Raw genomic sequence first — 3,499 nt, forward strand, 5'->3', positions numbered from 1 at the left:
CCGTGGGGGCCAGGGTGTCCACGCTGTAGTTGGCGCTGCTGGCAATGCTGCCGCTGTTGCCTGCGATGTCGGTGTAGCTCGCAGCCAAGCTGACCACGTTGCTGGTGTCTTGCAGGTTGACGCTGGGCGTGAAGGTGCCAGTCCAGGTGACGCCACCGTCGGCGCTGCTCAGAGTGCCCAAGCTGCCGTTTTGCACCGTCACGTCGCTGTTGTCAAAGCCGCTCACGGCTTCGCTGAAGGTGATCGTCACCACGCTGGTCTCGCCCGCTTTGAGCGCGCTGTCCGACAGGCTGATGCTCGCCGTCGGCGCCAGGGTGTCGATCGTCACCGTATGGCTGGTGGAAACGCTGCTGGCGTTGCCCGCCACGTCGATGACTTTGGCTTTCAACGCATAGGTGGTGGCGTTGCTGAGCGTGGGCGTGTTGAGGCTCACAAAGCCAGCGGCAATGTCGCCCGCACTCAAGGTCACCGCCGTGCCCAAGGCCGTGGTGCCGTCATACAGCTGCACGGTGTCGTTGGCCACGGCATTGGTGCCTGTCAAACCCACCTTGACAGCCAACACGGTGTCATCGGTCACACCACCCGAGCTGACGGGCCCGGTGATGCTGCCCACATCGTCGGTCACGCTCAAGAGGGTCGGTGCCACAGGGGCTGTGGTGTCAATGGTGACGGTGTAGTTGCCAGACGCCGCACTGGCGTTGCCCGCCACGTCAATGACTTTGGCGTTGAAGGCGTAGGTGGTGGCGTTGCTCAGGCTGTTGGTGGTGATGTCCACATAGCCGTTGCTGATGTGGCTGGCGCTCAAGGTCACGGCGCTCGCCACGGTGCTGGTGCTGTCGTACAACTGCACCGTGTCGTTGGCCTGTGCGTTGGTGCCGCTCAGACTCACGCGCACCACCAGTTGGGTGTCGTCGCTGCGCCCGCCGTTGCTGACCACGCCGGTGATGCTGCCCACGTCGTCCACGACGCGGCTGATGGTGGGCGCCACCGGCGCCGTGGTGTCGATGGTGACGGTGTGGCTGGGAGATGCGGCACTGGCTGTGCCGGCTTGGTTGATGACCAACGCGTTGAACGCGTAGGTGGTGGCGTTGGTCAGGGTGGGCGTGTTGAGGCTGACAAAGCCAGCGGCAATGTCGCTGGCACTCAAGGTCACCGCTGTACCCAGCGCGGTGGTGCTGTTGTAGAGCTGCACGGTGTCGTTGGCCACGGCACTGGTGCCCGCCAAACTCACTTTGACAGCCAGCACCGTGTCGTCGGTCACGCCGCCGGAGATAACAGGTCCGGTGATGCTGCCCACATCGTCGGTCACGCTCAGGATGGTCGGCGCACTGGGTGCGCTGGTGTCAATGGTGACGGTGTGGCTGGCTGAGGCACTGCTGGCGTTGCCCGCCACGTCGATGACTTTGGCTTTCAACGCATAGGTGGTGGCGTTGCTGAGCGTGGGCGTGTTGAGGCTCACAAAGCCAGCGGCAATGTCGCCCGCACTCAAGGTCACCGCCGTGCCCAAGGCCGTGGTGCCGTCATACAGCTGCACGGTGTCGTTGGCCACGGCATTGGTGCCTGTCAAACCCACCTTGACAGCCAACACGGTGTCATCGGTCACACCACCCGAGCTGACGGGCCCGGTGATGCTGCCCACATCGTCGGTCACGCTCAAGAGGGTCGGTGCCACAGGGGCTGTGGTGTCAATGGTGACGGTGTAGTTGCCAGACGCCGCACTGGCGTTGCCCGCCACGTCAATGACTTTGGCGTTGAAGGCGTAGGTGGTGGCGTTGCTCAGGCTGTTGGTGGTGATGTCCACATAGCCGTTGCTGATGTGGCTGGCGCTCAAGGTCACGGCGCTCGCCACGGTGCTGGTGCTGTCGTACAACTGCACCGTGTCGTTGGCCTGTGCGTTGGTGCCGCTCAGACTCACGCGCACCACCAGTTGGGTGTCGTCGCTGCGCCCGCCGTTGCTGACCACGCCGGTGAGGCTGCCCACGTCGTCCACGACGCGGCTGATGCTGGGCGCCACCGGCGCCGTGGTGTCGATGGTGACGGTGTGGCTGGGGGACGCGTTGCCGATGTTGCCTGCCACGTCAATGACTTTGGCGTTGAAGGCGTAGGTGGTGGCGTTGCTCAGGGTGTGGGTGGTGATGTCCACATAGCCGTTGCTGATGTCGGCGGCACTCAAGGTCGACACGGTGGCGATGGTGCTGGTGTTGTCGTACAACTGCACCGTGTCGTTGGCCACGGCAGCGGTGCCCGTCAGGCTGACACGCACCACGAGTTGCGTGTCGTCGCTGCGCCCGCCGTTGCTGACCGCACCGGTGACAGACCCCACGTCGTCGGTGACGCTGGTGATGCTGGGGGCTGCAGGTGCGCTGGTGTCGATGGTGACGGTGTGAAGGCCAGAAGCCGCACTGGCGTTGCCTGCCACGTCGATGACTTTGGCGTTGAAGGCGTAGCTGGTGGCGTTGCTCAGCGTGTAGGTGGTGATGTCCACATAGCCGTTGCTGATGTCAGTGGCACTCAAGGTCGCCACCGTGGCGATGGCGCTGGTGCTGTCATACAGCTGCACACTGTCGTTGGCTACCGCACTGGTGCCCGTCAAGCTGACGCGCACCACGAGTTGTGTGTCGTCACTGCGCCCACCGTCAGCCACTGCGCCAGTGAGGGCGCCCACGTCGTCGGTGACGCGGGTGATGCTGGGAGCGTTGGGCGCCGTGGTGTCGATGCTGAGGGTGCGTGACACCGAGGCCGCGCTGGCGTTGCCCGCCACGTCGATGACTTTGGCTTGCAAGACATACGTTGTGCCATTGGTCAGTGTGGGGGTGGACACATCCACGTAGCCCGCGACCAAATCGCCAGCACTCAGCGTGACCGCACTGCCCAAGGCCGTGCTGCCGTTGTACAGCTGCACGGTGTCGTTTTCTACCGCGTTGGTGTTGAGCAGGCTGATGCGCACCGACAACAGGGTGTCGTCGCTGTAGCCGCCGTCTGTGACGTTGCCGGTGATGGTGCCCACATCGTCGAGCACGCGCGACAAGGCTGGCGCGTTGGGTGCCAGGGTGTCCAGCGCTTGGCTGTTGCTGGTGTAGGTGATGTTGGGGTTGCCCGCCAGGTCGGTCACACCCGCGCCTTTGAGCACCACGGTGATCACATCGCCGTCGACACCCGCTTGTGGTGTGACGTTGACCACCCAGGTCGTGCCACTGCCGGTGATGCTGCTGATGCTGCCGTGGGTGACGGTGAAGTCGCTGCTGCTCAAACCGGTCACGGCTTCGCTGAACACATAGGTGTATGCCACGCTGGCGGTGGCTGCGTTGGCAGTGCCGGCCAAGTCGTCGGTCACGCTGCTGACCACAGGCAAGACCTTGTCAACGCCCAGCGAGCGCGTGGCCGAAGCGGTGTTGCCGTAGACATCGGCCAGGCTCGCCGTCAGCGTGCTTTGGTCTGTCAGCAAGGCCAAGTCAGCCGCCAACACCGTGACCATCCAACTGCCATCGGCCTGCACCGT

General features: G+C 64.2%; 1 protein-coding gene. It reads right to left on the reverse strand.

The window, feature by feature from the left end; all coding sequences use genetic code 11:
• On the reverse strand, positions 1-3,499 hold a 3,499-nt coding region (locus tag B9Z41_RS16775; protein WP_233202770.1), incomplete at both ends, for an S-layer family protein.

Origin of the sequence: Limnohabitans sp. JirII-31, from assembly GCF_002778315.1 — a bacterium.
In the GTDB taxonomy this organism is placed as follows: Bacteria; Pseudomonadota; Gammaproteobacteria; order Burkholderiales; family Burkholderiaceae_C; genus Limnohabitans.